Source organism: Paenibacillus xylanexedens, from assembly GCF_007680605.1.
In the GTDB taxonomy this organism is placed as follows: domain Bacteria; phylum Bacillota; class Bacilli; order Paenibacillales; family Paenibacillaceae; genus Paenibacillus; species Paenibacillus xylanexedens_B.
The window spans coordinates 58,021-83,996 of sequence record NZ_VEIO01000004.1; the positions used below are offsets into that span (position 1 = coordinate 58,021).

General features: G+C 46.9%; 22 protein-coding genes. 10 read left to right on the forward strand and 12 right to left on the reverse strand.

The window, feature by feature from the left end:
• Window positions 1–120: 120 nt before the first annotated feature.
• Complete coding sequence (locus tag FS818_RS19710) at window positions 121–774, forward strand: phosphatase PAP2 family protein (protein ID WP_145333936.1); 654 nt, start codon at window positions 121–123, stop codon at window positions 772–774.
• On the opposite strand, the gene FS818_RS19715 is transcribed toward FS818_RS19710, so the two are convergent.
• The 6 genes from FS818_RS19715 to FS818_RS29100 all read right to left on the reverse strand — a co-directional run bounded on the left by FS818_RS19715 (window position 767) and on the right by FS818_RS29100 (window position 5,705).
• Window positions 767–2,290, reverse strand: coding sequence for an HD-GYP domain-containing protein (locus FS818_RS19715; protein WP_145333938.1), 1,524 nt, complete (start codon window positions 2,288–2,290; stop codon window positions 767–769). The two genes, FS818_RS19710 and FS818_RS19715, sit on opposite strands and share 8 nt — an antisense overlap.
• Window positions 2,291–2,542: 252 nt before the next feature.
• A complete protein-coding gene (locus FS818_RS29390) occupies window positions 2,543–3,535 on the reverse strand; it encodes an anti-sigma factor domain-containing protein (RefSeq protein WP_145333940.1) in 993 nt (330 codons plus the stop codon).
• Window positions 3,532–4,128: an RNA polymerase sigma factor gene (locus tag FS818_RS19725; protein ID WP_145333942.1), complete on the reverse strand. Its 597-nt coding sequence runs from the start codon at window positions 4,126–4,128 to the stop codon at window positions 3,532–3,534. The genes FS818_RS29390 and FS818_RS19725 overlap by 4 nt, the downstream gene beginning before the upstream one ends.
• Window positions 4,129–4,827: 699 nt before the next feature.
• Window positions 4,828–4,950 (reverse strand): sporulation protein YjcZ, encoded by a 123-nt coding sequence (locus tag FS818_RS19730; protein WP_139168879.1) that lies wholly within the window; start codon window positions 4,948–4,950, stop codon window positions 4,828–4,830.
• 503 nt (window positions 4,951–5,453) lie between these two features.
• A complete protein-coding gene (locus FS818_RS29095) occupies window positions 5,454–5,558 on the reverse strand; it encodes a YjcZ family sporulation protein (protein WP_222128662.1) in 105 nt (34 codons plus the stop codon).
• 42 nt (window positions 5,559–5,600) lie between these two features.
• Window positions 5,601–5,705, reverse strand: a complete 105-nt coding sequence (locus FS818_RS29100; protein ID WP_017690880.1) for a hypothetical protein — start codon at window positions 5,703–5,705, stop codon at window positions 5,601–5,603.
• A gap of 518 nt (window positions 5,706–6,223) precedes the next feature.
• On the opposite strand from FS818_RS29100, the gene FS818_RS19735 reads away from it, so the two are divergent.
• Window positions 6,224–7,345: a PsbP-related protein gene (locus FS818_RS19735; protein WP_145333944.1), complete on the forward strand. Its 1,122-nt coding sequence runs from the start codon at window positions 6,224–6,226 to the stop codon at window positions 7,343–7,345.
• A gap of 298 nt (window positions 7,346–7,643) precedes the next feature.
• Here the strand turns inward: FS818_RS19735 and FS818_RS19740 are convergent, their stop codons facing one another.
• On the reverse strand, window positions 7,644–7,970 hold the full coding sequence (locus FS818_RS19740; protein ID WP_145333946.1) for an MTH1187 family thiamine-binding protein: 327 nt from the start codon (window positions 7,968–7,970) through the stop codon (window positions 7,644–7,646).
• 767 nt (window positions 7,971–8,737) lie between these two features.
• Here FS818_RS19740 and FS818_RS19745 point away from each other — a divergent pair.
• The 4 genes from FS818_RS19745 to FS818_RS19760 all read left to right on the forward strand — a co-directional run bounded on the left by FS818_RS19745 (window position 8,738) and on the right by FS818_RS19760 (window position 14,996).
• On the forward strand, window positions 8,738–11,071 hold the full coding sequence (locus tag FS818_RS19745; protein ID WP_145333948.1) for a ribonucleoside-diphosphate reductase subunit alpha: 2,334 nt from the start codon (window positions 8,738–8,740) through the stop codon (window positions 11,069–11,071).
• 232 nt (window positions 11,072–11,303) lie between these two features.
• Window positions 11,304–12,335, forward strand: coding sequence for a ribonucleotide-diphosphate reductase subunit beta (locus tag FS818_RS19750; RefSeq protein ID WP_090918646.1), 1,032 nt, complete (start codon window positions 11,304–11,306; stop codon window positions 12,333–12,335).
• A gap of 230 nt (window positions 12,336–12,565) precedes the next feature.
• Window positions 12,566–13,939 carry an Imm51 family immunity protein gene (locus FS818_RS19755; protein ID WP_145333950.1) on the forward strand — a complete coding sequence of 458 codons (1,374 nt, stop codon included), beginning with the start codon at window positions 12,566–12,568 and terminating at the stop codon, window positions 13,937–13,939.
• 22 nt (window positions 13,940–13,961) lie between these two features.
• Window positions 13,962–14,996, forward strand: coding sequence for a phosphotransferase family protein (locus FS818_RS19760; protein ID WP_145333952.1), 1,035 nt, complete (start codon window positions 13,962–13,964; stop codon window positions 14,994–14,996).
• Window positions 14,997–15,177: 181 nt separating this feature from the next.
• Here FS818_RS19760 and FS818_RS19765 read toward each other — a convergent pair whose 3' ends face one another.
• Window positions 15,178–16,998 carry a S9 family peptidase gene (locus FS818_RS19765; RefSeq protein WP_145333954.1) on the reverse strand — a complete coding sequence of 607 codons (1,821 nt, stop codon included), beginning with the start codon at window positions 16,996–16,998 and terminating at the stop codon, window positions 15,178–15,180.
• Between the two features lie 135 nt (window positions 16,999–17,133).
• Window positions 17,134–17,553, reverse strand: a complete 420-nt coding sequence (gene fosB, locus FS818_RS19770; RefSeq protein ID WP_145333956.1) for a metallothiol transferase FosB — start codon at window positions 17,551–17,553, stop codon at window positions 17,134–17,136.
• A 160-nt stretch (window positions 17,554–17,713) separates the two neighbouring features.
• Between fosB and FS818_RS19775 the strand changes: the two genes are divergently transcribed.
• The gene (locus FS818_RS19775; protein ID WP_145333958.1) at window positions 17,714–18,613 is read left to right on the forward strand and encodes an SDR family oxidoreductase; all 900 of its coding nucleotides are present in this window, start codon (window positions 17,714–17,716) and stop codon (window positions 18,611–18,613) included.
• 359 nt (window positions 18,614–18,972) lie between these two features.
• Window positions 18,973–20,583 (forward strand): gamma-glutamyltransferase family protein, encoded by a 1,611-nt coding sequence (locus FS818_RS19780; RefSeq protein ID WP_145333960.1) that lies wholly within the window; start codon window positions 18,973–18,975, stop codon window positions 20,581–20,583.
• Window positions 20,584–20,694: 111 nt separating this feature from the next.
• On the opposite strand, the gene FS818_RS19785 is transcribed toward FS818_RS19780, so the two are convergent.
• Window positions 20,695–21,162, reverse strand: a complete 468-nt coding sequence (locus tag FS818_RS19785) for a hypothetical protein (RefSeq protein ID WP_145333962.1) — start codon at window positions 21,160–21,162, stop codon at window positions 20,695–20,697.
• A gap of 144 nt (window positions 21,163–21,306) precedes the next feature.
• Entirely contained in the window at window positions 21,307–21,792 is a 486-nt protein-coding gene (locus FS818_RS19790; RefSeq protein ID WP_145333966.1) for a hypothetical protein, read from the reverse strand.
• 512 nt (window positions 21,793–22,304) lie between these two features.
• Between FS818_RS19790 and FS818_RS19795 the strand changes: the two genes are divergently transcribed.
• Together FS818_RS19795 and FS818_RS19800 are read left to right on the forward strand one after the other, a co-directional pair.
• Window positions 22,305–23,312, forward strand: coding sequence for a BMP family lipoprotein (locus tag FS818_RS19795; protein WP_145333968.1), 1,008 nt, complete (start codon window positions 22,305–22,307; stop codon window positions 23,310–23,312).
• A 24-nt stretch (window positions 23,313–23,336) separates the two neighbouring features.
• Window positions 23,337–24,989 (forward strand): methyl-accepting chemotaxis protein, encoded by a 1,653-nt coding sequence (locus FS818_RS19800; protein WP_145333970.1) that lies wholly within the window; start codon window positions 23,337–23,339, stop codon window positions 24,987–24,989.
• A 496-nt stretch (window positions 24,990–25,485) separates the two neighbouring features.
• Here FS818_RS19800 and FS818_RS29105 read toward each other — a convergent pair.
• A partial coding sequence (locus FS818_RS29105; RefSeq protein ID WP_222128830.1) for a hypothetical protein occupies window positions 25,486–25,976 on the reverse strand: 491 nt, incomplete at its 5' end.

Genomic DNA, 25,976 nt, shown 5'->3' on the forward strand with positions numbered 1-25,976 from the left:
TACACAAAATTAAGATTCAACTTGTGTGTAAGACATAGTACAATATATTGTTGTTTCATTCTTTATATTTATCGCTATAATCATGTTTGCTTGGAACATGCTGAAAGGAGATTTACAGCTGTGCAATTGTTAAAAGACAAATCCTATTGGCTGTCGCTTAGTCTGATGTTATCCCTGGCCGTTATGGGACTTTTCTATGATATTCTGAACAATCCGGGTCGTGGATATGTTATCCTTAATTCTCCAATCGACCAGACGCTTCCTTTTATCCCCGCGATGTCGATTCCCTATCTGGGATGGTACCCGTTTGTATTCGGTGTGCTGGCCTATCTGTGTGCCAAGGATCGACTTATGTATTACCGGGTCTTGTTATCCATGAACATCTGTGTCTGGATCTGTTACCTGATCTACTTTAACTTCCAAACGATGGTTCCCCGGCCGGAATTAACTGGCTCTGGTCTAGGTGCAGCCGTCATCGGATGGCTCTACAGCCAGGATCGTCCATATAACTGTTTTCCCAGTATTCACGCCCTGCACTCATATCTGGTGATGCGTGCCGTTCTATCCGTTTCGACCATTCGTAAATCCGTCAAGGTGATGGTAGCTGCCGGTGCAGCCCTTATCATTATCTCTACACTGCTCATCAAACAACATGTCATTTACGACGCACTGAGTGCAATGATTCTTGGCGAATGTATCTTCACGATCATTACTGGGCTAGCGCTTTATCGACGTCGCAGAAAAGCCTCCAAATGGACGGAGGGGATCAACTAACCCCCTCTTCAGGCTTTTTGTCCAGTTGCTTCTGTCGTCTCCACTCATCAATAAACAAACCTGCATAATAGGGGTCCCACTGGGTCCCCTTTCCTTCTTCCAGAATCATAAGCGCTCGCTCATCACTCATTCCATTCCGGTACGGTCTGTCTGATGTCATCGCATCAAAGGCATCTGCTACCGCTATAATACGGCCGAATAGTGGAATCTCCTCGCCTGCCATGCCATCCGGATAACCTTTGCCGTCATACCTCTCATGATGGGATCGCACCCCCGGCAGGAAGTCTGCCATAGCGTCCACAGGCTCAATCTGAAGCAAAATACTTTCTCCTAATACAGGATGCGTACGGATGATTGCAAATTCCTCATCACTGAGCTTGCCGTCTTTGAGTAAAACCTCGTCAGGTATACCAATCTTCCCGATATCATGAAGCAAAGCAGATTTGTACAACAAGTCGGCTTGTTCGTCATTCATACCGCTGAGCCTGCCGATCAGAATAGAATACTCCGCGACACGCATAGAATGTCCCGCCGTATATTTATCCCTGGCATCCAGTGCAGCCGCAAGCAGAGAGAAGTAACTTTGCAGCAGTTGCCGATTGCGCTCCTGTCTCATCTCTAGCCGACTAATCATCATATTGAACCCCGAGATCAATTGCGAAAATTCATCCGAGTACAAATCCGGCGTTCTTCTGCCGAACTCGCCGCCCTGAATCCGGTTCATCTCTTGTGTCAACTCCGCCACCGGATCACGGACATCCCGAATTAACAGCCAACTGCCCACCATGGAGAATCCCGCGCCCAGGATGACGATGAGTACACCCCAAAACGTATATTCTTTTGCAAACACCGGGTCTATGTACTGGAGCCGAATATAAGTAGCCAGAAAAAATAAACACAATGGAAATAAACCGATGAGTGCAGTGCTGGTCTGAAACTTTCGCTGTATCGAGATCAGGATGCGTCCGCCAAGCGAAGGTTCCATCCCATACAGATTCTTGCCTATACGGCGAACTTCGAGCAGCAACGGCCTCACTGCCCTCACGGTAAGGTAATATTCAATCAAGGCATGCATAATGGCAATTAAGAACGCACAGACAGCCGCAACAATGACGTATCCATACGGGATCTCAAGCCAGCCCGTGGAAATCATCCACAGTGTAATCCCTGCCGCGGGCACAGAGAAACCCAGCATGTGTGGCCCAAGAATACGATATATGGTTTGTCCCGGAAAGCGGTGAATTCGTTCGTACATCCGATTTAATTCAGCCATTTCATGATGCTCTGCAGCGAAGAAATGACCTATTGGTCCTAATTGAGCCCATAGCGTAATCAATTCTGCAACTAGCATAAACAGAATTGAAATGAGTACAATGGCGACTAATCGAACATATTGGATATTGGGTACCTGCAAGGTTGAGATCATCACCACAGTGCCCACAATAAAAATGGCTGATATCGAACCAATGAGATAATTGCGTAGCAGACGGAAGATAAATGCACGATATACTTCCAATCCAATCCCTCGCTCTCTATGTCTAACCCGTTCCGCCCTGATAAAAAAGGGAGAATAAGGATGTTTTCTCCTATATGTTTATCGGTTATTCCCACTAAAAAAATTAATAAAATCCTGCGAAATATGCTACATATTCTGCTTAGCTGTCTTCGGGGTTTGCTTCATAAAAAGGCCGCTCCCTGAGGGAGCGGCCTTTTATTCAGGTTTTTGTTACGTATATTCCATTAAAACTCCTTTTGGGGACTTTGGCATCTAACTCGTTTTAATTTTAGCCGCCAAAATCATTGTGCCACGTGGTTGATCCCCCAGCGCATCCGGTTCAAGCGTGATCGCTACGGTGTCATAATCGTTTGCGGAATCCAGCGTGTAATAGACCGCTCCCGTACCGTCATGACTTAGGAACGTCCCCGCATTCTTAGGAGTATCCCCCTTGATCAGCCATACCTGAAATGCCTGGTTACCTTCCAGTGCAGGCAATTTCTCTGCCTGTACCACGAGGTGCGTGCCTTTGCTATCGATCACGATGGTCGCCAGACCTTGCGCGACAATATCTTGCGTTGCCGGGCTCAGCTTGACGGCCTCGCCCGTCTTCATGCCTTGCGCCGGCGCCTGGGCTGAAGCAAGTTGCTCTTGCAGCTGTGCATTCTGCGCTTGCGCGAGAGCCAGCTGCTCCTGCGCGGCCGATACGCCTTCGGCTTGCTGCGTCAGCAAGTCGATGCGGCTCTGCAGCTGCGCCGTGTACACGCCGAGCACCAGCGCCGCTGCCGCGAGGCCCGCACTGGCTGCGCGCCAAGCGCGGCCACCGCGCGCACGCGCGCGCGTACTTGGCTGCCCCAGCTGTGCCTGGGCAGCCTCTTCGGCCCGGGCCGCAGGCACCGCCGCTGGCGGCAAGCCAGGCCCGGGCTGCGCCGCACGCTCGTGCTGCGGCGCAAGGTCTTCCCGAAGCACCGCGGATGCGGGTGCTTCAGGTTGCTGCGCAGGAGTCGCTGCCGGCGTCGCGCCGGTGCTCTCCTGCGCCTGACCGAGCACGCTGCCCAGCACGCGTGCTCGCATGCCCGGCGGCGGTGCCACAGGGTCCGCCGCAAGTGGCAGGGAGCCGGTTACCTCCTGCAATTCCCTTACCTCCTGACGACAAGCTTCGCAATTCGAAATATGCGCTTCGAATGCCGCCACTTCCTCTGCTTCCAGTCCGCCCAGCACATACATCGGTGCCAGATCAGACCACTCCTCATGTCGTTCTATCATGGATGTATGCCCTCCCTTCCCGCGTCCGGATGCAATTCAGCATCAGCAAGTAACTTCTGGAGCTGACGCATGGCAAGCCTGACACGGCTCTTCACCGTACCCAGCGGAATCCCGAATCGGCTGGATACCTCTTGTTGCGTTAAACCTGCATAATATATCGATTCAATTACTTGCTTCTGGTCCTCATTCAATTGGGTCAACGCCTCTTTAATACGTGTGCCTTCCCATTTGCGCTGGACCTCTTCTTCTGTATTTGTATATTCGTCAGCGTACGCCGCCAGTGTCTCATGCTCAACTGAAGTGGTTGCTGCTCCTTTCGATCTCCGCCTCAGCATGTCCACTGCGATATTGCGCGTAATCGCGAACATCCATGTGGTCAGCTTCCCCTGTGAGGCATCAAATCGTTCCGCTTTATTCCAGATGCGTAGAAAAAGTTCCTGCACGGTCTCCTCTGCCGCCATCGAATCACCGACAATTCGGTAGGCAAAAGAATAAACGGCCCGTTCATATCGGTCATATAGCAGTTCCAGTGCAGAAGCATCACGCTCTGCAATTCGTTGCATCAACCTGCTGTCCTCTATCGATTCAGTCATCCGAGGGCCCCTTTCTGTATCTTCCCTCATATTATAACCTACGCAGAAACGTTTGAAGAGGATTACCCCTAATAACATTTTTTTGAGATATTTCTTTCCAAACTCCGGACTCAAATGAAGGCCTAAACCTGTGCTTCAAGGGTCGCCCTTCCTTTTTATTGCAATAAATTACAGACTGTGGTATGATATAAAAGTTGTATAAACAACCTCATATGATTTTCTGTCTTCTTTTTAACCCCGGAATATTTTCTTCATGCTGCGACCGCAGCGAATATGCTAACTAACCTATGGAGATTGACGAACCTGAATCACAATAACCCGGTAGACTAAGGGTTTACAAGATGTTCCCATTCACACTGGCGCGGTCATCGGAGCCGCAAGGACAAAAGAGAGGTAGGGCTTTTGTTGTTTTGGATATCATTTATTCTTGAGAAGATTGAAAACATACATCAAGCACCCGGAATTGGGTTCCGGGTGCTTTTCTATATCCCATTTGTTTTATCCCTTCCCGCGATAAAGCACGCCTAAAAAAAGATAACCCCGGCTTACTGCCGGAGTTAACACATAAGAGATTCCCTTACATTCTTTGTATGAAGGATTCTTATAAGAAACGCATCCGAATCGCATAAATCCAGTCAGGCTTTCCGATTGGCCCGATGTTGCAGTCCACGTTTGGACCGCGGCCTCTCAGCAGAGGCTTTAGATAAACATGGTTTTGGAGATGATTACGAGCAGAATGAATAAAACAAGAATGGTTCCCATGGAGCTCCAGACGCCCCCACCACAGGCAGGTGCACAACCATGGTGATATCCCTGCACCATCGGTGCTTGATTCGGCTGGTAGCCATAAGGCATCGTTCCGTAATTGTACATGTCTTGACCTGGATATTGGTATCCGTACATATGTTCATGCCCTCCTTGTAGTCCGTAAACTTGCCCCTGTCCGTTCGGTGAGTTCGGTTTAACTTCGCTCATCGTCATGCCTCCTTAACGTTTGCCTACACCTTAAGCTATGTATTTGCCCTATACGGTGACCGGGCTATGGCCCTCATGATCTCAAAATAGGCGTTTAACCTGACCACCTTTATCCTTTTCTTACCATTCTCGCTCTCACTTGTTTCTACTCTTCCCTCCCCCCTATTTTTCTCTTCAACTGATCATCCCCCTACTTTGTTACAAGTCGTAACATTCCCCACTTCGTCTCGTGCCACTATTATTTCTCATATTCCCTTCTATCAAGTGTCCAAAATCGAACTAGCCCCTTCCTCAACGAAGCTTGTCCAATCTCATAAAACCCTGCCGGTTACCCGGCAGAGCACTACACATTATACCCAGAACGACTTAGTGATGATCACGAGCAGAATAAACAACACCAGGATTGCTCCAGTGGAAGTCCAGCCGCCGTATCCGATTCCTCCTACTTCACCCATCTTAAACCCTCCCCTACGTGCGAATTTTACTATAAACTTTTATTAGATCAGGAATGCTTTAGAGATGATCACCAGCAAGATAAAGAGAACCAGAATCGCACCAGTCGATGTCCATGCACCGCCGTATCCACCAACTACTCCACTCATGTAAAACCCTCCTTTGATTTGAGGTACAGTTCACTATATGCATCGGACGCGCAACCGACCGGGCGCAGAAGTAAAATGGGCTGACTTCCCGTTTCGACTATATTCTTCACCAAGAAGATTAGTAATAATTAAGGTTATAAATACATCCTTTATTGTCTTTCGCTTACTTTAATTAATACATAGTGTTATATTTTATTAGATTTGTGGCCTTTACGTTCCTTATATTGGGAGATATGCTATCCCTTTATTAAGAAGGGTTGTTATTCTAAAATCTATGTGGAGAGGAGTATTTCTGGCTTGTCTTGAGCAATGTATCCATTATTACAAAGTACAGTAGTTTTTAGATTGAACCATTCAATATCAATCATTAAATGTCTGATTAGATTGAGTAAGTAACCTACAAATGACCAACATTTATTTTGAAGAATAACAAGTACAAATTCTAGAGTTTGGTATTTCACCTGATGACCGGAGTAAAAAAAACCAACCGATGGGAAGCATACTAGGGGATTAGAAAAATGAAAAAACGGGTTATGATTCTTGCTTTAACTGTATTGCTCAGCGCTTGTGGTAATTCGGAAACAACGAAAACAGCTGACAACAAGACCTCGGAACCAACAAATGCTACTGAAACTGTCAAAGCTGAAGCTAAAGAAACAAAATATACTACATATAACGGTGAAGGATTTTCGTTCTCATATCCGGAGTCATGGAAAAGTGTAGATACTAGTCAAATGCACGTAGCGGTGAAGGGCGCGTTCTCAGACCAATCAGGAACTAAGAAGTTTGCAGATAACATTAATTTAACGATCGAAGCCAACACATCAGGTTCAATCAACCCTGAGGAATTTGCTAATAACACAGCGGACTATTATGTACAGAATGGTGCATCTATCGGCATATCAGATTATAAAAAGACCAATTTTAGCATCAAGCCTTATAAAGACATAAATGCTGGTGTACTTGAAGGGAGTTACACTCATTCCTCAGGAACCAATGTAGTTCTAGTTCAGTACATGATCCCGACAAATACAGACCTGTATACCTTAACGTTAACTTATGGCAAAGATTCATATCATTCAGATGAAGTGAGTGATATTCTAAATTCCTTGAACATTACTTCTCCGCTGGCGCAAACAGCTGTAACGACATCTGCTACAGACTCATCGGGCGCAGCAACTGCTGCTGACTTCTTTAACGATCTTACATCTTCCGTCTCATCTGAGACAGCCGTGATGGAGCAGGTATCTTATAATTATCTCGCAAAACATACCGACCTGTTCCCTGCAGATACTGCTGAGCTTCGCAAAAAGGTAAAAGGACTTGTTAAAGCTGATGTGACCACCCGACATCTCAATAAAAATGTAGCCAATTACTACGAGAACTTTGTACAAATAAGTGGACAGGTTATTCAGGTGGAAGAAGACAATTCACTGGGATCACCCATTTCTATCTTGTTACTAGAGGACGATTACGGTAATTATATTACAGCCATATATCCTGCCTCGACCGGAGACTTGCTTGATGGGGACTATGCCACTGTCATTGCTGTACCTATCGCCAACTACTCCTTCGATAATGTTGGTGGCGGATACACCAATTCAACTATAATGGGTGCCTCTTTAATCGTTGCTAAATAATAAAAACCAAGAATAGGATAAACAGGCCAGCTTAATTAAGTTTAAGCAGGCCTGTTTGGTGTAAAATTCTTTTTTGAATGCACATGATCACAAACCTTGAACTGTTTTCTCGATGGGAGACAAATGGATACATGACGAAGTTTGAAAAAACGTAGATACCCGGTTTACATTTGGCAACTGACTTATCGTTCTTGATATAGAGCAGAGCACCACGTATTTTGAGACACTTTTTGTCAACAACTCAAAAAAGGCAAGCCCCTAATGGGACTTGCCGCGTAAAATGGTTTTATGCCGTTTCTCAATTCGGCCTGTCGTGCAGCGAAATTAGCTTATCCTGTACGGATTGCAGCTTCTGCATACTGGAGGCGTCCGGTTTATCACGCCGGTCATCGATTTTCACGGATGTGGAGACACGCTGGGCTCCTGACAGAAACGGAGCTTCATGCAAAGCCGCGATGGCGGTGAAAACTTCGTTCAGCGGACCTTCAATAATGGTGCTCATCGAAGTCAACTGGTATGTAACGCCACGTTGCCTTTCCAATATCTTTTGCATGTCTGCTACATAACTGCTCAGACTGGTGGTGCCTGTTCCAATCGGGATAACGGTTACTTCTGCAATTGCCACTTCGCTCTGCCTCCTCTGGGCCCCGTTTGAACCGTTGCCGCTCAAGTTTTAGTCGAGTTTTGACTCATTTTATTTTAACAGTTTAAAGTACTCCAATTCAAACTGACGTGATGACGTCATTCTAAATCTCGTAAATTTTTTTTCGCAGAATCTTCAAATCTTCCAGTCCTTTTCCTTTGCGGATTCTTGGCTTAGATGGTATACTCGGAATTACGTTTTATGGTTTCCCCCCTGTTTACAAACACTATATGTTGGGGTACATTAGTATAACAACAACAAAATATAGTGAAACGGGATACCCCACTTCTTATATCCAGCATCTGGAATCTCTCGAAAAACTAGATGAAATCACCTCCAAAGGCACGTCCCTGTAGGTGTAAATCGCTTTCTCGAAGACAGGGCTGGCATGGAGGTTAACGGGGCTGTTTGGACTGCGTCCGTTACCTTTATTCACAGGTATGAAATGATCAGACAAAAGCTTACATACAGCAACTTGTTCTGTCGAAGGCATGCATATGATAAGACTGTCAAAAAACCAGAACATGAATGGGCATTTTCAGCCGCAAGGCAAGGGAATGCTTTTTGTATGAGCAGGTTCTGTCCACTCCTTGTCGCATGATTTCATCCCAAACGTATCTGGTTACCGCCACTTAGTCCGCAAAATCCGTATTTTACTCACCGTTGTAGACCTCCAATTCTTATTTTCAAAGAATTGTTTAATTTATTTTTTTCATTATCTTTTTATCATGTGAAAGCGAGGAATATTCATGCCACAAGTTGTGACCAAGCCGAACAATCGCCAGCTTGCCTTTGACGAGATGCGTATCTCGGTGTATGCCGACCGTATCCTGGAAGGACTGGACATGCTCGACAAGGAACGTCTGGTTCGCGGAGTAACGAGCAAACTTCGTCGTGACGAAGTTACCGGAGATGAGATCAGCAATGCTTTTATGATGAGCGCTCTGGAACTGGTAACGAAAGAAGAGCCGAACTGGAAATTTGCAGCAGCGAGATCCCTGCTTACTTCCCTTTACAAAAAAGCGGCAACCAACCGCAGATACAAATCCTACCCGGAAGAGCCTTACGGCGCATTCCATCCACTGATCGTTGACCTTGTCAAAAAAGGCATCTACCGGGAAGAGTTGCTGGAATGTTACACCAAGGAACAGATCGACGAGCTTGCGGAGTGCATTGACTATCGCAACGATCTGCTCTTCGATTATATCGGTTTGCTCACACTGGCTGAGCGTTACCTCGCCAACGATTTTGATGGCAAAGTCATGGAATTGCCGCAGGAGCGTTACATGGTTATCGCCATGTACCTGATGCACCAAGAACCTGCCGAGAAGCGTATGGATCTGGTGAAAGAAGCATACTGGGCGATGAGCAACATGTACATGACCGCAGCTACGCCGACGATGTCCAATGCGGGTAAAAAGGTAGCCGGACAGCTCTCCAGCTGTTTCATCGACACCGTAGATGACTCTCTCGAAGGGATCTTTGATTCCAATACAGACGTAGCCCGTTTGAGCAAAATGGGCGGCGGCATCGGGGTGTACCTCGGTAAAGTCAGAGCGCGTGGTTCAGACATCCGTGGTCACAAAAATACAAGTTCAGGCGTTATCCCTTGGATTCGCCAGTTGAATAACACAGCCGTGAGCGTGGATCAGCTCGGAACACGTAAAGGTGCGATCGCGGTTTACCTGGATGTTTTCCATAAAGATATCCTGGCGTTCCTCGACCTGAAGCTGAACAATGGTGACGAGCGGATGCGTGCGCATGACGTTTTCCATGGTATCTGCCTGCCTGACCTCTTCATGGAGCGTGTCGAAAGTCGTGGTGAATGGAGCTTGTTCTGCCCGCACGAGACGAAAAAAGTGATGGGCTGGAAAGATAAGAACGGCCGCGCATTGGGTCTGGAAGACTTTTACGACGAAACGAAGGGTCAAGGTACATTCCGCGAGAAGTATGAAGAAGCCGTGAATCATCCGCTGTTGTCCCGTATTACGGTACAAGCCATCGACATCATGAAACGTGTCATGAAATCACAGCTCGAAACAGGTACGCCGTACATGTTCTACCGTGATACAGTTAACCGTTCGAACCCTAACCGCGCACATGGCATGGTCTACTCGTCCAACCTGTGCACCGAAATTATGCAGAACCAATCCGCTACCGTGGTGGAAAAAGAAGAACTGGTGACCAAAGATGGTCAGACACGCATCGTGATCTCCAAAGTGCCTGGTGACTTCGTGGTCTGCAACCTGAACTCGATCCACTTGGCTCGCGCAGTACCTCATAACGTACTGGAACGCCTGATTCCGATTCAGGTTCGTATGCTGGACAACGTCATTGACATTAACAACATCGAGGTGCTTCAAGCCCAATACACGAACAGTCAGTATCGCGCTGTCGGTCTGGGAACGTTCGGATTGCATCACCTGCTTGCACTCGAAGGCATTCGGTGGGAATCCGAAGAAGCTGTCACCTATAACGATAATCTGTACGAAAAAATTAACTACCTGCTCGTTCAAGCCAGCATGGAACTGTCCAAAGAAAAAGGACATTATCCGAAGTTCAAAGGCTCCGACTGGGAAAGCGGTCATTACTTCGATCAACGCGAGTACACAACGGGTGAGCGCGTAGGCGAATTTGTAACTACAGATCAATGGAAAGAACTGCAAGCGCAAGTGAAACAAAACGGCGTACGTAACGCATGGATGTTTGCTATCGCACCAAACGGTTCCACCTCCATCATCGCCGGTTCAACAGCAAGTATTGATCCACTATATGAGCTGTTGTCCTATGAAGAGAAAACAACATACAAAATCGCCAACCCGGCACCGGATCTATCCGAAAAAACGATCTGGTACTACAAGACGGCATTTATGGTAGATCAGCATGCTTCCATCAACATGGCGGCTGCCCGTCAACGTCACGTTGACCAGGGTCAAAGCTTCAACCTGTATGTTCGTCCTGATATCAAAGCGACGGAGTTCCTGGAATTGCACCTTCACGCTTGGAGAGCCGGCATGAAATCGACCTATTATGTTCGAAGCCGTGCATTAACAATCGAGGAATGTGATTCCTGCGCAAGCTGATCCACATAAGAATGGTAACATCGTGATGGATATGGGTACCCCCATCCTGCCACGCTGATCATGATGACCACCGGGGCATCCTGTTTTGAATGCAAAATAGCGTTGCCCTGGTTCTTTTTTGCCCAAAACCTGACCACAGCATCGCAAGATGTTCAATATATGCCAAAACAGTACAAGCTTGTTCTGTCATCGTCGTTATATAGTGTAAATTCATTCAAGGAGTGAACGGATTATGCAAGTACAGAAAATTTTCAATACCGAAGCGCCTAACCAATCGACACGTATTATTGAAGGTGAATGCTCGGGTATCCTGAACTGGAACGACATTCGTATGCCTCATATGTACAAATTGTACAAAGTATTGCTACTTAACCACTGGATCGCTGACGAGATTCCAATGTCCAAGGATGCTTCCCAGTTTGCCCAACTGGACGAAGAAGAGAAACGTACGTTCAAAATTAACATCTCCCTGCTGGCTGTACTGGATTCCATGCAAACGATGTTTGTCGGTGACGTAAAACGTTATTTTACCGACTCTTCCCTTGAAGCGATCTCTGCCATTATCGGACAACAGGAAGTTGTGCATAACCAATCCTACTCCTACGTTCTGTCTTCCATCGTTTCCGATCAGGAGCAGAAAGAGATTTTCGAATATTGGAAACATGATCCAGTGTTACTGGACCGCAACCGTTTCATCGCGGATATTTATCAAAGCTTCCGGGATAACCCGTCTCCACAGACGTTCTTCCAAGCGATGGTTGCTGACTTGATTCTGGAAGGTATTTTCTTCTATAGTACATTTGCGTTCTTCTATAACCTGGCTCGTGACCAGAAAATGATGGCAACCAGCCAGATGATCTCGTACATCCAGCGGGATGAAAATCAGCACTGCTACTTCTTCGCGGAGGTATTCAAACAGTTGCTGGTAGACTTCCCTGAACTGAACACACCGGAAAACATGGACTACGTGTACAAAACGATTGACCGCGCAGTTGAGCTGGAAACAAACTGGGCTCATTATACACTCAGCAACGTTCGCGGCATCGACCTGAACGAACTGGAAGATTACATTAAATACACGGCGAACAAACGCTTGCGTCTGATGGGTATGGAAAAGGCATATGAAGGCGTTGACGTGAACTGCATGCCTTGGATCAAACCATTCTCCGACGAAGCGCTGAACGCAACGAAAACAGACTTCTTCGAAGCCAAGTCCCGTAACTACGGCAAAGTGGGCGACGATAACGGATTTGACGATCTGTAAGAATATTGGTTCAGACACAGCTCTATATCGGATAGGAAGCGATTAATCCAACACCATATTGGATGCCTCGATGTGTCCATCCAATCTTGAAGATAACGTCTAACACTGCACACTCTCTCATGCTGGGAAGCTTTACAGCTACCCACGTGAGAGAGTGTTTTTTTGTCTCTAAACCTTGTAAAATAGTGGGTAGAGTTTCCTATTCTTTCACGATGAAATGAGGTCTAATCATGGATAGAGAGTTGCTGGAACAGATTAATGTTTGGCACGAACAGGAAGACTATGCGCTCATCGTAAAACGTATTGAGGCATTACCCGAATCCGAGCAGGATGCCGAAACGATCGGACAGCTTGCAAGAGCATATAACAATTTGGAAGAGTATCGCACAGCCATTAAACTATTACAAGGCGTTAAGGAACAAGGCCAACTAGACCCGTTATGGCACTTCCGGTTAGGTTATGCCTACTGTTACGTCGCTGAATACAAGCTGGCACAGGCCGCTTTTGAAGAAGCGAATCGGCTTGAGCCTAACGATGACTCTACCCTGGAATTTTTGGACTGGATTCGTCCCAAAGCAGCTAAAATGGATCTAGATCGCACTCGCTGGGAGACGGAGCAGGCGGAGTGGGAGCAAAGCGGAACACTAAACCAGCTCCAGGCTGCTTCAGGCACATACGATCCTGCAACGTTCTGGCGATATAGCGATTATGCACAGGACAACCATGTATCCGTACCTTTTGATGAGGAATTGAAACAATCCATTGAACAGGAACTCGGCTACAAACTGCCACCTTCCTATATCCAGCTAATGAAAACGCAAAATGGCGGTTTTCCTGCGCGCACAACGTTTCCGACTCAAGAGGGTACAAGCTGGGCAGAGGATCATATCGCCATTAGTAGCATCTTGGGTATTGGACGGGATAAGATGTATTCCCTTGGTGGAGAGTTCGGCAGTCGCTTTATGATCGAAGACTGGGGATACCCCGACCTCGGGGTTGTCATCTGTGATTGCCCGTCCGCCGGTCATGATGTCGTCATGCTGGACTATCGCTTCTGCGGCCCTCAAGGCGAACCTTGTGTCGTTCATGTGGATCAGGAGAGCGATTATGAAATTACCTATCTTGCGCCTAATTTCGAAGTGTTCGTCCGCGGTCTGCTGGATGAAGAACACTTTAATCCGCTTGACGAGGAAGGCTCTGACTCTCTTGATGAAGAACAAGCAATTACTGCTGTATTCACTGAGAACCAAAGCGTGTCCACATTCTCTAAAGAAGCCATCGCCCCTTTTAGGTTCATTGATGCAGGAACCAATTCCTATTCCGTGATTCTGAATGCAGGTACATATCTTCAAGATGTCTTTGACTCACGTGCAGATGAAGGTTTCGAAGGTGGCGGGTACGATTGGGCATCCCTTGCTTCTGTCTTTCTTGAAGAAAAGATGCCTCATCTGACTTCGGTTATTCGCTTCGATCCGGAAGCGGATATGTTCTGTGCTTATACAGATGACAAAGAAGCTCTCATATCCTTTATTCTCGGGTTCAAGCAGGCATGTGAGCAACGTAATCTTATTCTCGACCTGTTTTCAAGAGCAGAGCTGGACTAAACAGAAGATAAGGAGCCCTTTTATGACGACTCGCATTTACTTTGCTTCCAATAGTCTTGGTCATGTCACGGAACACAGTCTGCAGAAGGCACTGGATCACTTCAATCTCGGAGTGTTAGTCCAGTTCCAGCGGACAGCTGAAGGCGTGATGGGGCAAACCTTGTTTATTCAAACTACGCAAGGTGAGTTTATTCTGAAGGGCAATCCGTTGTACAACGGACAGTTTCAGGAAGAGCAATTTTTCGTGGAGCAACTGGCCGCTCGCGCTAGCATCCCTGTTCCTGTTCCCTATCAGATTCAGGAGGACACGCAGCTATTGGGGTGGAGTTACGTAATCATGCCCAAGTTGTCTGGAAGCCATTTGTATGATCCTGTTTTTCAAACGACTCTGACTCCACAAGATCATGAAGAAATTGCAGATGTACTGGCTGAAACGTTAGCCGAACTGCATCACTGGAAAGTTCCGGATGCTGGAGAATACGATCCGGTGGCAGACAAAATCATGCCTTTTGCCGGCTCGTATCTGGACTGGTTGTATGGAAGCATCCGCCACTGGTTGCACGATGCGGAGAAGTACTCCGTGATTACAGACGATGATGTACGCTGGGTAGATGAGCAATTGAGGCAGTCCGAATCTGCTTTTTTAATCTCGACGGTTCATGAATTTGTCATGGGAGATTTCAAAGTTGAGAATTTTCTTATCCAAAAGGCGGATATGCCTGCATCCCCGTGGAAAATCAGTGGATTATTTGATTTTACGACGGCTTATTTTGGTGATGGCACAGCCGATCTGACGAAAATGACTGCAAGATACCTCCGGGAAGGCCGGCCTGATCTGGCTGCGAGATTTCTCCATCATTACCGGGAAAACATCTGTGCAGGCGATGTAGAAAAATGTAAACATTTTCGCTCACGCCTTCTTATTCACCTATTGTATCAACGTATTCTATGGTGGGGTGAAGCGAAGGCGACCGGACAAGTTACCTGGGAAGCCGATTTACCTTTTGCTCCTTGGGCAGAGCAGTATATCGAGAAGGTACTCTCTTTGCTGGACTGAACTGCCCGATGGTCTGAATCCATAGTAGTGGACGACCCCTGATGTGATAAATCGACACAAAAATAGCCAGTGATCCTAAGGATCACCGGTTATTTTTTGTTTCCTATATAATCCCCGTATTACATGCTAATTCAATTGACGCATTCACCTGAATGATCCACTGAATTCTATGATGATCAAATCATTCGAATGAAACCTGTGCAACAGGAGTCTCTTGATGCTTTTGCAAAAACTCGACCATTCTACGATAAACTAAAATTTCATTCGTTCTTCTGGAGAAACCATGGCCCTCATCATCCAATACGATGTACTCGACATCTACGCCTTTCTCCTGAAGTGCAGCTACAATCTGATCCGATTCAGACTTGACCACCCTCGGATCATTGGCCCCCTGGATGACTAGCATCGGGTTCACCATCTGATCCAGATACGTAATCGGGGAATCCTTGGTTAAGCGTTCACGGTCACGTACCGGATCACCGAGCCATTTGTCCATCATCGGCTTCCAGTCCTCCGGCACAGATTCCAGGAAGGTAAACAGATTGCATGGGCCAAAGATGTCGACGGCTGCGCGGAACAGCTCCGGATGACGACCTGCAAGCAGCAGGGTCATGTATCCTCCGTAACTGCCACCTACTACAAATAAACGTTCCGGTGAGCTGATCCCTTGATCGAACAACCACTGAATACCTGCAACACAGTCCAGTCTCGGCCCTTCGCCCCAGTCCCGCTCAACCATTTTTACAAATTCAGCACCGTATCCTGTACTCCCCCGGAAGTTCGGAGCAAAGATATTATACCCTTGCGCAAGCAACAACTGAAACATCGGACGCAAAAACTTGGCTTCGGATGCCTGTGGTCCGCCATGCGGCCAGAATACACTGTATCCGTTCGCCTGCTCCGGTTTGGCTTTGAACAGCAATGCTTCAATCTCCAGCCCGTCATAGGAATTGTACCGTACCACATCCGGATATACGAGATCATCCGCGCTCAGACCCGTGACCCGATTGGCTGTTAACGGCTCCCAGGACTCCGAGCCTGCTTCAAGACGGTAGATATTGTGCGGTTGCACAGCACCGCGTCCTAGAACATACACGTTACCGGATTTGGTCACGTTCACCTGTTCGATCGTATCGAGCGGCATGTCCATGCGGCGAGGTTTTTCGGCATCTTTTTCCAGCACATACATGTGATACTCCGGCCCGGTCAGTGTCCAGATATATAACGTTTCAGACGCCTCATGCCAGCGGATTTCATCTACATCTTCGCCCTCAATATGGCACAACGCACGGAACTCTCCCGTATCTATCGCATACTCAGCTACATAGGCATATGCCGAATTATCGTTGGTAATCAGCAACAAACGATCATTACCTGCAAACAGAACATATGGAACCTGACTCTGCCGCTCCGTAACCGGTACGATGGCATGAGATTCCCCGTTCCGGTGCAGATGAGCAGTCTGATACGTATTGGAGTACATTTTCAAAATAACATAGGCTTCTTCATTGGGACTTACCGCAATCAGGCTGCTGGTTACCTCTTCCCCCTGATACAATAGCTCGTCTTCTCCAGTCTCCAAGTTACGAAGGCGTGCATTCATATAATTCGGGTTGCCTGAGCTGGTGTTATAATACAACCGTTTTCCATCCTCAGATAAATGAGCATAATAACAGCGGTCACTTGGATCTGCCGGAACAATCGGAAGCGGAACTCCCCCCTCCGGTGGCAGTGCATAGAGGTGATAGTTTTCGTTGCCATCCCGATCAAAAGCGGTCAGCAGATGACGCCCTTGCGGATCGGCTTTAATAAATTGACTGCTTTGGTTCAAATACGTCAGTGGATACGGATACCCTCCCGGTAAGTCCATCGCCCAAATATTCGGCTGACCATTCAGGTTGCTATCCATATACAGCTTCTTCTCATCCGCTGATACGGCAAAATGCGAAATACGATACGTCTGGAAATACTGCTCTACATCCGGTTTCGGAAACTGAATCATGACAAACCTCCTTAAGATTGAACCCATGAATTTAACATTGGTAAATTAAGGTGCTATTTGTCCAGTTTATCGTTTCTTCCATCCTATTCACAATAGTTATGTGAGCTTTATTTCCATTTCCTTTTCTAATACTTCTCATGAATAAAAGGTCATATGCGGTTTATCTTCACGATAATAGTCCAACCGTTGCTTCAAGCTGCCTGTATGCAGCTCAAAGAGATGCCCGTCCGGGTCTGTAAAATAAACGGATTTCCCATCCCTCGCGTCTCTCGCTCTTCCGGGAATAATATCGGCTCCCGCGGCTCGCAGCTGCTCCACTGATGCGTCAAACTCTTCTTCTTTTACCGTAAACGCGATATGGGTATAGGTTCGTTCCGTATAATTCCGAATCACATCCTCCTGATTCAAAGCAATCCAAAGGCCAGCCAGTTCGAAATAGGCCAGCTTGCGTCCTTTCACCTGAATTCGGGCACCGAGAGCCTGCTCAAAGAACGTAATAGATTGCTCCAGGTTCGATACGGAAAAACACAAATGGTTAATTCCCTGAATGTTCATAAGGCTCCTGACACCTCCACCAAATTTAAAGGGTTCCCTCCTTATTATGGTATATATTTTCCATAGAAAACAAGCTTATAGCACCGCCAGACCGCATCTTTTTCCAAGTGAATGCATAGGGTAGGCTTATCAAGGAATGTTCGAGGAGGATATGCAAACCATGAACCCTGTCTATCCATTTTACGGTGAGAAGACGGTATGCAAACCACAAAAATTAGCTTTTCCGCCCCAACATCAGGATCAGCAGCCCGGTCTCGAATCGCTGATGGTTCCCGAACCGATTAGCGAAGATCCCGCTTATATCGGCAGTTGCAAACTCCAAGGCAAAGTTGCGATCATCACGGGCGGCGATAGTGGTATCGGTCGGGCGGCAGCCATTGCTTTTGCCAAAGAAGGTGCAGATGTTGTCATTGCTTATTTATATGAAAGAACGGATGCGGAATGGACACGAGACCGGATCGTGGAGCTGGGTCAGCGCTGTCTGCTCATCGAGACGGATCTGCGGCTAAAACCAAACTGTGAAGCGGTCATTCGCAAGACCATCGAAACGTTCGGGAAAATCGATGTACTGGTCAACAACCACGCTGTGCAGTATGTGCAACAGAGCATTGTCGACATCACCGAAGAGCAGCTTTATCATACGTTTCAAACAAATGTATTCTCGTATTTCTTCCTGATCCAAGCTGCCCTTTCCCATCTGTGCCAAGGGGCGTCCATCATCAACACCGCCTCCATTACAGCCTACAAAGGAGATGTGCGATTAATCGATTATTCATCCACCAAAGGGGCCGTCGTCTCCCTCACTCGTGTTCTCTCCCAATCACTGGCTGACAAAGGCATCCGTGTAAATGCCGTGGCTCCGGGTCCCATCTGGACTCCGCTTATTCCCGCCAGTTTCTCGGCTGAGGATGTACAGATTTTTGGGACAGATACGCCTCTGGGGCGAGCAGGTCAACCTTATGAACTCGCGGCGGCTTATGTCTATCTGGCATCACGTGATTCCTCCTATGTCACTGGGGAATGTATCCATGTCAATGGCGGCGATATGGTTACAACGTAATTATAGTGGCATGACTATGTTGATGTTTATGTTGATGTACAAGGACTTCGCCTTATATGTTTGTTAGAGATTACAGGGTATGAATTAAACAGTGATTACAGCCGAACACGGCACGCTGAATATGTTAGGTTAGAGATATACAATGGCACGGAACGACCACGTTTTCGATATCCACCGGTAGGCAGATCCTGTGAATGATCTGTGATTTGTGCAACACTGAGGAGGATCTGCCCCAGAGTGTCAGGTTGGATTTGCATCGTTTGGCAGGAGAATGGTTATCTCGATGCGAAAAGGATTAGAAGTTACACTCCGGTTAAACAACGGAATCTGACATCTCGCGACAAGGAGCTGATTGACGAATGAACTTTGATCCCCTCTACCAACCTTATTCCTCGTACCGTGTGCCGGTATATGCCAAGCAGGGCATGGTTGCCACGTCGCAGCCACTTGCTGCGCAGGCTGGTCTGGATGTGTTGAAACAAGGCGGCAATGCGATCGATGCCGCCATCGCTACGGCGGCAGCACTCACCGTGCTGGAGCCGACCTCCAATGGCATTGGTGGCGATGCCTTTGCCCTCGTTTGGACGAAGGGCAAGCTGCATGGCCTGAATGCCAGTGGCCCTGCGCCTCAGAGCATTTCGATTGAGGCGCTTCAGGCGGCAGGCTATACGGAGATGCCGAAGCTGGGGGTTGTGCCGGTGACGGTGCCTGGCGCACCGGCGGGCTGGGCGGAGCTGAGCCGTCGGTTTGGACGGCTCACGCTGGCGAAAGTGCTGGAACCGGCCATCCGCTACGCGGAGGAAGGTTATCCGCTTGCGCCGGGGCTGGCCCGCCACTGGGCACGGGCAGCCGAGATCTATGCACGCCAGGGCGATGCGGAAGCAGGGCGTGCATGGTTTGAGACGTTTGCCCCTGGCGGGCGTGCACCCGCGGCGGGGGAACTGTGGCGCTCGCCGGGCCATGCGGCCACGTTGCGCCGGATTGGCGAGAGCGAAGCGCGAGACTTTTACGAGGGAGAACTGGCGGAGCGCATTCATGCTTTTATGGCTGAGCACGGCGGTTACCTGACACGGGATGACCTGAAGGCTTTTCAGCCGGAATGGGTTGATCCGATCTCCGTTTCCTACCGGGGTTATGATGTATGGGAGATTCCGCCGAACGGGCAAGGACTCATTGCGCTCTCCGCGCTCAATCTGCTGAAGGGATTCGACTTTGCCGAGAAGGAATCCGTTCTGAGTTATCACCGGCAGCTGGAAGCGATGAAGCTGGCTTTTGCCGATGGAGAAAAATATATTACGGAAGAACGAAAAATGGGCGTATCCGTGGAAGAATTGCTGTCCGAAGCCTACGCCGCAGAACGGCGCAAGCTGATTGGGGATAACGCACGTGCACCCGAGGCAGGTGATCCACGCGGAAGCGGAACGGTGTATTTGGCTGCAGCGGATGGCGAAGGCAACATGGTTTCTTTTATCCAGAGTAACTATATGGGCTTCGGTTCAGGTCTGGTTGTGCCAGGCACGGGTATCGCACTTCAGAACCGCGGACACAACTTCTCGCTCGACCCGCAGCATGCCAACGCACTGGAGCCGGGCAAACGCACGTATCATACCATTATCCCCGGATTCCTCACACAAGGCGGTGAAGCGGTCGGACCATTCGGGGTCATGGGCGGTTTTATGCAGCCTCAGGGTCATGTGCAAGTCATTATGAATACGATTGATCATCATCTGAATCCGCAAGCCGCACTCGATTCACCTCGCTGGCAATGGATCAAAGACAAAACGATACTAGTCGAACAAGGCTTCCCTCCTCACATTGCGCAAGCGCTGGCTCGCAGAGGACATAATATCCAAACCGAGCTCGATTCGTCCCAATTCGGACGGGGGCAGATCATCTGGCGTAACCCGGATACAGGTGTTTTATGCGGTGGAACGGAAAGTCGGACGGACGGATCGATTGCGGCGTGGTAGATAAAAAGACTTAAAAAAAGAAACCTAAACACTATTAGTAGTTCTAAAGTGTTTAGGTTTCTTTTTTTAAGGGATGAGGTTTTACTGTATAGAATTCATTTAGTATCTGCCTCATTTGTTTTTCATTTTTTTCACAACCTTCAATATTAGCACTAATCCCCAGTCGATAATATGATAAAAAACCGCTATGGAGAGTGCAGACCAGTAATCAGATATATATATACCATTAAAACTTGAAGCTAAAATGTAAATAATTATGCTATCTATGACAAGTGTAATCGCATTACGAGTATATATAGAAACCTGTCTCTTGAATCCATAGTTTAAGATAGTAATGATTACTGGATGAACCAAAGTCTCGAAAAGAAGAAATCCAATAATGATAAGCACTGAAAAAACAACAATATCTCCAACTTGATCAAAATGAATAAAACTACTAACTTTTTCGAAGCTATAAAAAAATAAACTGTACAATGTTATAAAAATTATCATAGGCAAGATGATCAAAGAAGCTAATAAAGGAATAAGCCATATCTTAACCTTAAGAGAAGGCGGGGTTTCCTTTTCTTTACCACTCATGTAATTGATTATCCAGTTTAGAGCAAGTAAGAGAATTAAAAGTAGTATGATGATGATGATCCAGTGTGTTAAATTCATAATTCCTCCAATTATAAATCCATTTTTTAGTATAAATACCTTATATAAATAAAAATATAACTAATTTTAGAGTCCTGCCAACCAAACGATGTATTTTGCGATCTCATATGCTTCTGCTGGTGGTACTCCAATTCCCACAAGGCCCGTTGCAATAATATTTTCTTGCCGATTGGTAATGGAGTCTAAGAAATCAGCGATTTTGCCAGAATATTTTGTTACATAGTTTCCAGCACTAGGGCTAAGTTTTGAAAGAAGTTTACCTAAATAATCTCCACCATAACGTAATGCAGAGGTTATAGCTTTTTTTATAACGTTAGAAATGAGGTTTTGTGTACTTACATCTCCATTATTTTGAGCAGTTGGAGTCACAATTACTGTGTTTGGTAGTTTACTGGAAGGTATTGTCGAAACACTACTTCCATTTAGTGTAGAACTTGAAATAGAAACGGTTTTCACAGGAGCTGGACTGGCCATAACTGTTACTGGAACAGATAAAGCTCCCATTAAAATTCCCGCAGCTAGAGTAGATGCAATAGTTTTTTTAAACTTCACAGAAAAATCCTCCAAATCACTTATATTTAAATATTTGGATTATAACCCTTTTATTTCAGCGCTATTTATTTTATACAATATTTTATGTTAATTTGTATAAGCTTTCGACATTAAAAGTAATTATATTACTTTTATTTACATAAAAACACAATAATCTACATATATCTCTTTCTTACTCTGAACCTAAGAAAAAGAGTTTACACCGTTTATCAATTAAATCCCCACTCTAATCATATTGAATTGTCTAGCTATTAACATTTCTTACTCGGTTCCTTTCACAATTAGCCTATAAGTTCTTATAAGAATGATTAAACAACATAATTGTAAAAACTATGTATAATTCATGAAATAGATTTATATTTCTGTAAATTCTCAATATGAGTCATAAACAAACTACATTTTTCACCGATATAGATAAAGGGAAAAACTCGTTGCATAGATGATAGGGTCATCCATCTTCCAGTATATTTCCAGATTAATACATAAAAGCACACAGAAATGAGGGCATCTCAATGAAAACAAAGTTGTACATCCGGATGGGAATCACCGTACTCATGGCCCTGACGCTGATCATGTTGGGGGCTTGTTCCACCGGCTCTACAACAGCTGCCACTGACGTAAAGACCAGAGTCGGGATTGTACTTACAGAGGTTGGTCTGGGAGACCGATCTTTTAATGATGCGGCTTTTAACGGACTGGTCAAAGCCAGAGACGAGAAAAGCATTGTTTTTGACTATCGTGAACCAAGCAAGGAGTTAACTGCGGAAGCTTCGTTTGAGGAATTTTCCAAAGATAAATTCGACCTTATTATTGGACTCAGCGATACCGTAAAAGCAGATATGGAAAAGGTCGCTGCCAAATATCCTGACCAGCAATTCCTTCTGATTGACAGTACGTCTGACCTGCCTAACATTGCTTCCATATCATTTCGTGCGGAGGAAGGCAGCTATCTGGCGGGTGTCATCGCAGGCATGGCTTCCAAGGAGAACCATGTCGGTTTCTTGGGCGGAATGGAGATTCCGGTGCTCAAAAATTTTGAGCAGGGTTTCAAACAGGGTGTGCTGGCTGTTAATCCGGACGCCGCTGTAGATATTGTGTATGCCGGTGATTTTGGAAATGCCGATCTGGGCAAGCAGCTTGCAGAGCAAATGATTCAGGAGAAAGGTGCTGACGTGATTTATGTAGCCGCTGGTCTTACCGGTGTCGGCGCACTGAATGAGATTCAATCCCTCGGCAAATACGCCATTGGCGTAGATACGGATCAATTCTTTTTGGCGGAAAAAGCAATTCTTACGTCTATGTTAAAAAATGTGGATGTCTCCATCTACAACGCCGTGAAGTCGTTTATCGAGAACAAACACACCTTCCCGAAGAAGGAAATTGTAGAAGGACTGGCCGAGAATGCTGTAGGCTTGACTGCGCTACATAACATCACGCTGAGTGATGAACAACAGCGGACCTTCGATGATCTGAAAGCCAAAATTTCTTCGGGTCAAATCAAAATTACAGTGAATCCATAACCCACGATTCGAGGAGGTTCGCATATGAAATTACAGGGAAAACTTATTGTCAACGCTCTGATCTCACTGCTTCTATGCCTTGCGCTGGTCGCTTATATTATTATGGAACTGCTAAATATGAATGCAAAAAATCAAAATCTGGTACCTGCAATGCTCAAGGTAAGCGAGCTGAACTCTAACCAGATTCAGACCCAGCAGGCACTGGATGTTTACTCCTTCTCGATGACCGCAGGCAACCAGGAAGCTGTACTGCTTCTTTTAAAAGAAGGCCAAGCCATGATTAAGGAACTCAAAGGTGGATTGCTGGAAACGGATCAGGAGCTGCAGCTCATCCAAACGGTTCAAACGAAGCTGCAAGCATTGGATCAGGGCGCAACCCAAGCGATGAGCAGTATGGACAGTGCGGAAGCAAAACGTTACAGTGCCCGGGTTCGAGGCATACAGAACGACATTTACTCGCTGAATGAGATAACGCGGGGACGCTACGCTCAATATACGCTCGATCTGGAGAGTGACATCCAGCAGACATGGCAGATTGCCCTTGGCGGGGCTGCGCTTTTGTTCATCGCCGTCATGCTCTTTAATATGTACACATCACGTCAGATAGCCAAGCGTATTCGTCTGATTAAGGATGCTGCCGGGCAAATCGCCAGTGGTGACCTGTCCCAAACGCTGCCGGAACCTCGGGGGAAAGATGAACTGGATGATCTGAGCCGTTCTTTTGGGCAAATGACGAATAATATTCGCGGAATCATCCAATCCATTGACACGGCGGGGCAACGAGTCGATCAGATGGCTCAGGATATTGACCGCGGTAATGATACGGTACAAGCCATCGTACAGCAGGTGTCACGTACTACAGAAGAGCTGGCCGTTGGCAGTCAAAAAATTGCGGAGGATCTCAGCGAAACGGTTATGGTCGTAGACCAAATGCAGTCTACCTTTAACCTTAATCTGGAGGCCACCGCCCAATCTGCCAAGGATGGACGCGATGTTCTAACCACAGTGGAAGAGGGAAACAAAGCGATTGAAGAACAGTTGCGACTCGCCGAAGTAAATCGCCACGCCATGTCCGAAGTGGAACAGACCGTGCTGGAGCTGGAAGAGAGCGCGGCTCGTATTACAACGATGACGGGATACGTATCCGAGATTGCCAAGCAAACCACCCTGCTCTCCCTGAACGCTTCCATTGAAGCTGCACGTGCGGGAGAAGCCGGACGCGGATTCGCTGTTGTGGCTGGAGAAGTGAACAAGCTGGCCGAGCAGTCTGCTCAATCCGTCAAACATATCTATGCCGCCGTTAACGAGATTACAGCCTCGATGGAAAAAGTAAAAAGTTCCGTGTTGCAAAGCATGCAACTCTTTGGCGAACAGGAACACGCCACGGGTCAGACGCAGCAATCCTTCTCGGCGATCCGTAAGAGTGTGGAGCGCATCAGCGAAGGCATTCAGCAGCTTGCCGAGGACATGACACAATCCAGCAAACTTAGTTCACAGGTGCAACAAGCGATTGAAAATATCAGTGCCATCACCGAGCAATCTGCAGCCAGCAGTGAAGAAATCACCGCTTCCACCGCGGAGCAACAACGCTCTTTTTCCGAAGCCAGTATCAAGGTCAAGTCACTTCGTGATATCAGTGCCGAGATGCATCAGGAACTCCAGCGTTTCCGTCTGTAAGAGGAGTCCACGAGATAGCTGTACAAGATGGTTGTACGAGATGTACGTACCCCATCCATTAAGAGGGAATTTGTTGATGGCTGGGCTGAGAAAATGACTCTCAATCCTCTCCACGCCTCGCCTTTTGCAATCGACGGGCGTGAAGGGCTTATCGTCTATGTTAGCTGGCGTCAACGGCATCGAACCGGACGCTTCGAAAATCGATTTTGAAAACCAATTCTGCTTCACGAGTGGCTCATCTCATCTTCACGAGCGGGAACGTCAAAACCAGTGATCGTTCGCCCGCACAGAGTCAACGCATCATTTATCCATTGGTCATATGGCGGATGAGATAGATAGCCTTTCAACCGCATAGTAAAGTAATCGATGAAATTGCAGTATATATGCGTGCGGAGTAGGCTGAAATGACTAAAGATCTGGATAAATTGAAAGACGTTCTGACAATCTATGTGGACGATAGGTGAGCGAAAGTTTATCCTAACGATCTCAGATGAGCTTATTTGCATGATTCTGAGTCGTTTGAAATTCTAACGATCCCCAGAGAGCTTATTTGGGCCAAAATGGAGGAAAATATCTCCTTTTTATAATAAATGATTGAAATAAGCTTCCCTGAGATCGTTAGAAAATAACACGGGTGAATACGTGCCAAATAAGGTTTCTCATGATCGTTAGAAATGTTCACCCTGAAAAAGAATGCGATTGCCGCTAAGAAACGTTGTTCCGTCAACACTTGAGTAGGCAGTAGGTCATGTTGGTGAGTTGAGCTGACGGAATGTGCGATGGTTGGGTTGATGAGTTGAGCTGACAGAATGTGCGATGGTTGGGTTGATGAGTCAGGTTGACGGAATGTGCGATGGTTGGGTTGATGAGTTGAGCTGACGGAATGTGCGATGGTTGGGTTGATGAGTCGGGTTGACGGAATGTGCGATGGTTGGGTTGATGAGTCAGGTTGACGGAATGTGCGATGGTTGGGTTGATGAGTCAGGT